At 69.9% G+C, this 5815-nt stretch carries 5 protein-coding genes and 1 tRNA gene; 4 read left to right on the top strand and 2 right to left on the bottom strand.

Features of this window, described 5'->3' with window-relative positions; genetic code table 11:
• Nucleotides 1–163: 163 nt before the first annotated feature.
• Nucleotides 164–1342, top strand: a complete 1179-nt coding sequence (locus VOI19_RS12730) for an ArsA family ATPase (RefSeq protein ID WP_323793334.1) — start codon at nucleotides 164–166, stop codon at nucleotides 1340–1342.
• Nucleotides 1343–1354: 12 nt separating this feature from the next.
• On the opposite strand, the gene VOI19_RS12725 is transcribed toward VOI19_RS12730, so the two are convergent.
• Nucleotides 1355–1666 carry a WhiB family transcriptional regulator gene (locus VOI19_RS12725; RefSeq protein ID WP_323793333.1) on the bottom strand — a complete coding sequence of 104 codons (312 nt, stop codon included), beginning with the start codon at nucleotides 1664–1666 and terminating at the stop codon, nucleotides 1355–1357.
• 247 nt (nucleotides 1667–1913) lie between these two features.
• On the opposite strand from VOI19_RS12725, the gene VOI19_RS12720 reads away from it, so the two are divergent.
• Nucleotides 1914–4091 (top strand): transglycosylase domain-containing protein, encoded by a 2178-nt coding sequence (locus VOI19_RS12720; protein WP_323793332.1) that lies wholly within the window; start codon nucleotides 1914–1916, stop codon nucleotides 4089–4091.
• Between the two features lie 6 nt (nucleotides 4092–4097).
• Here the strand turns inward: VOI19_RS12720 and VOI19_RS12715 are convergent, their stop codons facing one another.
• The gene (locus VOI19_RS12715; RefSeq protein WP_323793331.1) at nucleotides 4098–4556 is read right to left on the bottom strand and encodes a GatB/YqeY domain-containing protein; all 459 of its coding nucleotides are present in this window, start codon (nucleotides 4554–4556) and stop codon (nucleotides 4098–4100) included.
• 26 nt (nucleotides 4557–4582) lie between these two features.
• Between VOI19_RS12715 and VOI19_RS12710 the strand changes: the two genes are divergently transcribed.
• Both VOI19_RS12710 and VOI19_RS12705 read left to right on the top strand, forming a co-directional pair.
• Nucleotides 4583–5524, top strand: coding sequence for a metallophosphoesterase (locus VOI19_RS12710; RefSeq protein ID WP_323793330.1), 942 nt, complete (start codon nucleotides 4583–4585; stop codon nucleotides 5522–5524).
• Between the two features lie 87 nt (nucleotides 5525–5611).
• A tRNA-Pro gene (locus tag VOI19_RS12705) sits at nucleotides 5612–5685 on the top strand.
• The last annotated feature ends 130 nt before the right edge of the window (nucleotides 5686–5815 follow it).

Genomic DNA, 5815 nt, shown 5'->3' with positions numbered 1-5815 from the left:
GGCCGCGACCACGCCGAGCGGCGCGCGCTCGAGACCGCGCAGCGCGCCCTGGTCGCCGACCTCGGCGTGCCGACGTACGAGCTGCCGCGACTGCCGACCGGCGTCGACCTCGGCGCGCTCTACGAGCTGGCCGGACACCTTCGCGAGCAGGGGATGGCCTGACATGGCAGCCACGCGCACCACCCGGGTCGGCCCGAGCGGCCCCGCCGCCGACCCCCTCGACCTCGACGCCCTGATCGACGACCGCAACGTCGGGATCATCGTGTGCTGCGGCTCCGGCGGCGTCGGCAAGACCACGACGTCGGCCGCCCTCGCGCTGCGAGCAGCCGAGCGGGGACGTCGTGTGGTGGTGCTGACGATCGACCCGGCACGCCGCCTGGCCCAGGCGATGGGCATCGAGGCCCTCGACAACACGCCGCGACCGGTCACCGACGTCGACGCGACCGCCGGTGGCTCGCTGGACGCGATGATGCTCGACATGAAGCGGACCTTCGACGAGGTCGTCGAGGCGCAGGCCACTCCCGAGAAGGCGAAGGCGATCCTCGAGAACCCCTTCTACATCACCCTGTCGAGCTCGTTCGCGGGCACGCAGGAGTACATGGCGATGGAGAAGCTGGGCCAGATCCGCGCGGATGCGCAACGCGACGGCACCTACGACCTCATCGTCGTCGACACCCCACCGTCACGCTCGGCCCTGGACTTCCTCGACGCACCGGAGCGGCTCTCGCGCTTCCTCGACGGCCGGTTCATCAAGCTCATGCTCGCTCCCGCGAAGGGGCCGGCCCGCCTGCTGAGCGCCGGCTTCGGACTCGTCACCAATGCGCTCACCCGGATCCTGGGCGCCCAGGTGCTGCGCGACCTGCAGACCTTCGTGACCGCGATCGACACGGTCTTCGGCGGCTTCCGTCAGCGGGCCGCGCGGACCCACGCGCTGCTCCAGGCCGACGGCACGGCCTTCATCGTCGTGGCCTCACCCGAGCCGGACGCGCTGCGCGAGGCGGCGTACTTCGTCGAGCGGCTCAGCGAGGACCGGATGCCGCTGGCCGGTCTGGTGATCAACCGGTCGAGCCCGGTGCCCGAGGGCGAGCTCTCGGCGGACGAGGCGATGGCAGCAGCCGACCGGCTCCGAGCCCACGACTCCTCGTCGCTCACCGCCGGGCTGCTGCGACTGCACGCCGACCAGACCCGGCTGGTCGAGCGCGAGCGTGCTCTGCGCAAGCGCTTCGCGCGTGCCCACCCGCAGGTGGCCACGACCTTGGTGCCGGCGCTGCCGACGGACGTGCACGACCTCGACGGCCTGCGCCGGATCGGTGAGCTGCTGTCGCTCTCCGACCGGGACTGACCCGGGGGTCCGTCAGACGGTGACCTTCGGGGTCGAGGGCGACGCGGCGGCCTCCGAGGTGGAGTCCTTCTTGGCGTTCATCAGCACGGTGCGCCACGAGGCGGCCGGACGACGACGGAGCAGCGCACGGCGCTCACGCTCGGTCATGCCACCCCAGACACCCCACTCGATCTGGTTGTCGAGGGCTTCGGCGAGGCACTCGGTGCGGACGGGACAGCCGGAGCACAGCTGCTTGGCCTTGTTCTGCTCGGCGCCACGGACGAAGAGCTCGTCGGGCTTCTCGGCCTTGCATGCGGCGCGTGGCGCCCAGTCCTCTACCCACATAGACATAGTTGATGTCCCCACATCGGTCCGATCGGGCCTAGCACCTTCGCGGCACTGGCGTCGGAAGTTTCCCTTGAGAAAAAGGTAAAGACTTCACGGACTTTGCAACAGACTCATTCGACCCAACTTTCCTAGTCACAAATGACTAGACCGACCGGGTCACGCATCGGTGGGGCCGCAGGCGGCGCCCCTGCTCGCGGGGCGTCGAAATCGGCTCTACGCCCACGTCTCACGTACATTGAAGGGCGTGTCCCGACCCCTTGACGAGCGCCCGCACGCCACCACGGTCCTGTCCCACCTCGGTGTGATGGTGGTGGTCTCGGCGATCCTCGGAGTCGTCGTGGCCGGCCTGGCGATCCCGTTCGCCGGCGTGCTCGGCTTCGCGGCGAGCACCACGGCCGACAGCATCGACAACCTGCCGCAGGAGCTCGAGACCGAGGAGCTCGCCCAGAAGACGACGATCGTCGACAAGGACGGCAACACGATCGCCTCGATCTTCGACGAGAACCGCGTGAACGTCTCGCTCAACCAGATCAACCGACGGATGGTCAAGGCGCTCGTCTCGATCGAGGACTACCGCTTCTACGAGCACGGCGCCCTCGACTTCAAGGGCACCATGCGCGCCTTCTTCACCAACGCCGCCGCGAGCGGGGTCGTCCAGGGTGGCTCGACGTTGAGCCAGCAGCTGGTCAAGCAGACCCTGCTGCAGCAGGCCGGTGACGACCCCGAGCAGCTCGCCGCGGCCACCGACGACACCTACGCCCGCAAGCTCAAGGAGCTGCGCTACGCGATCGCCCTGGAGAACCGCCACTCCAAGGACTGGATCCTCGAGCGCTACCTCAACATCGTCTACTTCGGCGACGGCGCATACGGCGTCCAGGCAGCGGCGAAGCACTACTTCAACGTCAACGCCAAGAAGCTCAACCTCAACCAGTCGGCCATCCTCGCCGGACTGGTGCAGAACCCGAGCGCGTTCGACCCGACCGACTACCCCGACCGGGCGATCGTGCGCCGCAACGTCGTGCTCAACAAGATGGCCGAGCTCAACGTGATCAGCCAGAAGAAGGCCGACCAGGTCAAGGACCGCGGCCTAGGGCTCGACGTCCAGCCCAACAACAACGGGTGCGTCAACAGCGCGGCGCCATTCTTCTGCGCCTACGTGCTGGAGTACCTCCGCGCCGACAAGTCCCTCGGTGCCGACCTCGAGGAGCGCAACCGTCTGCTGCTCTCGGGCGGCCTGACGATCAAGACCACGGTCGACCTGGTCGACCAGCGTGCGGCCGACGCCTCGGTCGCGGCCCGGGTCTTCCGCAACGACCGGGCGATCGGCGCCCTCGCGATGGTCGAGCCCGGCACCGGCGAGGTACGCGCGATCGCGCAGTCGCGCCCGATGGGCCGCAACAAGAAGGACGGCTTCACCTTCTTGAACTACATCGTCCCGAGCCAGTACGGCGACTCCAACGGCTTCCAGGCCGGCTCGACGTTCAAGCCGTTCGTCCTCGCCTCCGCTCTCGAGCAGGGCATCCCGCTCAACCGCACCTACAACTCGCCGCCCTCGATGACCTTCGACAGCGCCGACTTCGCCAACTGTCCCGGCGAGCCGTCGTTCGTCGGTCCGTTCGACATCGGCAACTCCACGACCAGCGGCTTCAAGAACCTGTACTCCGGCACGCGTGAGTCGGTGAACACCTTCTACATGCAGCTCGAGCGCGACACCGGGGTCTGCAAGCCCTTCCAGCTCGCCAAGGCGATGGGCGTGCAGCTCACCGACCCGAAGGGCAAGCGTGGCCAGCCCGAGCTCGTCCCGACCTTCACCCTCGGTGTGGCCGACGTCAGCCCGCTCGAGATGGCCGAGGCCTACGCCACGTTCGCGGCCCGCGGCCTGCACTGCGAGTCGCGCCCGGTGACCCAGATCGCCGACGCGGGTGGCAACGTGCTGAAGACCTACCCCAAGCAGTGCGAGCAGGTCATGCAGCAGAGCACGGCCGATGCCGTCAGCGACGTCCTGCGCGGCGTCATCGAGGGTGGTTTCGCCAGCGCCCAGGCCCTCGACCAGCCCGCAGCGGGCAAGACCGGTACGACCAGCAGCGGCAAGTCGGTGTGGTTCGTCGGCTACACGCCCAACATGGCTGCCGCTGCGATGATCGCCGGGGCCAACGAGTTCGGCACGCCGATCTCGCTCGAGGGGGTCTCGGTCGGCGGCAGCACGATCTTCGGGGCCTCCGGCTCCGGAGACGCCGCACCGATCTGGGGCAACGCGATGAAGGTCTCCGACGACCGACTCGAGAACGTGCCCTTCGTCTACCCCTCGACGATCGTCGGTGCCGGTGAAGAGGTGGCTCGCGCGCCCGCCCCGTCGCCGTCGTCCTCACCGGCACCCGCGCCGTCCAACAACGGGAACAACGGCAACAACGGGCGCGGCTGAGCCCGCTCAGCCCAGCTGGCGGCGTACCTCCGCGGCGACCGCTCCGCCGTCGGCCCGGCCCTTGACCTGGGGCTGGACGAGACCCATGACCTTGCCCATCGCCTTCATGCCCTCGCCCGCAGCACCGGCCTGAGCCACTGCGGCGGTGACGATGGCGGCGACGTCGTCGTCGCTCAGCTGCTCGGGCAGGTAGTCGGCGATGATCGCGGCCTCGGCGACCTCCTTGGCCGCGCTCTCGAGGCGGCCGCCGTCCTCGAAGGCGGTGGCAGCCTCGCGACGCTTCTTGGCCTCGCTGGTGAGCACGCCGATCACGTCGTCGTCGGTGAGCTCGCGAGCCTGCTTGCCGGCGACCTCGGCGTTGGTGATGGCGCTGAGCACCATGCGCAGCGTGCCCGAGCGCATCTCGTCGCGGGCCTTCATCGAGGTCGTCAGGTCAGCGCGCAGTCGGTCCTTGAGGGTGCTCATGTGCGCCATTGTGACAGCCTGGCGGCATGAGTCCTGCACGCTTTGTCGCCGCCGCGGCCGGGGCCGCTGTCGTGGGCGGCGCGGCGCTCACGGGCTACGGCCTCTGCGAGGCCCGCCGCTACACGCTGCGTCGCGTCGACCTGCCCGTGCTACCCGTCGGGGCGCGTCCGCTGAAGGTCCTGCACTTCAGCGACCTGCACGTCACCCCCGCCCAGACCCGCAAGCTCGCCTGGATCCGCGAGCTCGCCACGCTCGCGCCCGACCTGGTCGTCGACACCGGCGACAACCTGGCGCACCGCGAGGCCGTGCCGGCGGTGTGCGACGCCCTCGGCCCGCTCCTCGACGTGCCGGGCGTCTTCGTCCACGGCTCCAACGACTACTTCGAGCCGACGATGCGCAATCCCTTGCGCTACCTGCTGCCCGACAACGGCACCCGGCACACCGCCTCGCCCGAGCTGCCGTGGCGCGAGCTCAGCAGCCGCTTCGGGCAGGCCGGCTGGCGCGACCTCACCAACCGCCGCGACACGATCACCGTGCGCGACGTGCGGTTCTCCTTCGCCGGCGTCGACGACCCGCACCTGACCTACGACCGGCTCGACCTCGTCGCCGGTCCGGCCGACCCCGACGCCGACGTACGACTCGGGCTCGCGCACGCGCCCTACCTGCGGGTGCTCGACCAGTACGCCGCCGACGGCTACGACGCCGTCCTGGCCGGGCACACCCACGGCGGCCAGGTCTGCCTGCCCGGCGGCCGGGCCCTGGCGACCAACTGCGACCTCGAGCCCGCACGCGCCCGCGGGCTGCACCGGCACCCCGCCGACTCCCGCCCCGGCGACCCGGGCTCGGCCTGGTTGCACGTCTCGGCCGGACTCGGCACCAACCCCTACGTGCGAGTGCGGATCGCCTGCCGACCTGAAGCCACGCTGCTCACACTGGTGCCGCGCCAGGCCCAGACACCCGGCTCGTAGACACCGAGGGGGCGACACCGATTGGGAGGGGCCCGAACGGCTCCGGTATGCTCGCCAGCGAGTGAGCCGACCACGGTCGGCCCTTTTCGGGCTGTGGCGCAGCTTGGTAGCGCGCGTCGTTCGGGACGACGAGGCCGCAGGTTCAAATCCTGTCAGCCCGACACTCAAACCCCGGGGTCTCCCCGGGTGGGCAACCCCCGCTCCGCTTCGTGCGAGCGGGGGTTTCTCGTTGTGCGGCGTGGGAGACTGACCCCATGGCCTCAGAGGACGATCAGGACCGCACCCCGAGTC

This window comes from Nocardioides sp., from assembly GCF_034670285.1.
GTDB lineage: Bacteria > Actinomycetota > Actinomycetes > Propionibacteriales > Nocardioidaceae > Nocardioides.
The sequence above is the reverse complement of the archived record's forward strand: the minus strand, read 5'-3'. Positions and strand labels throughout refer to the sequence as shown.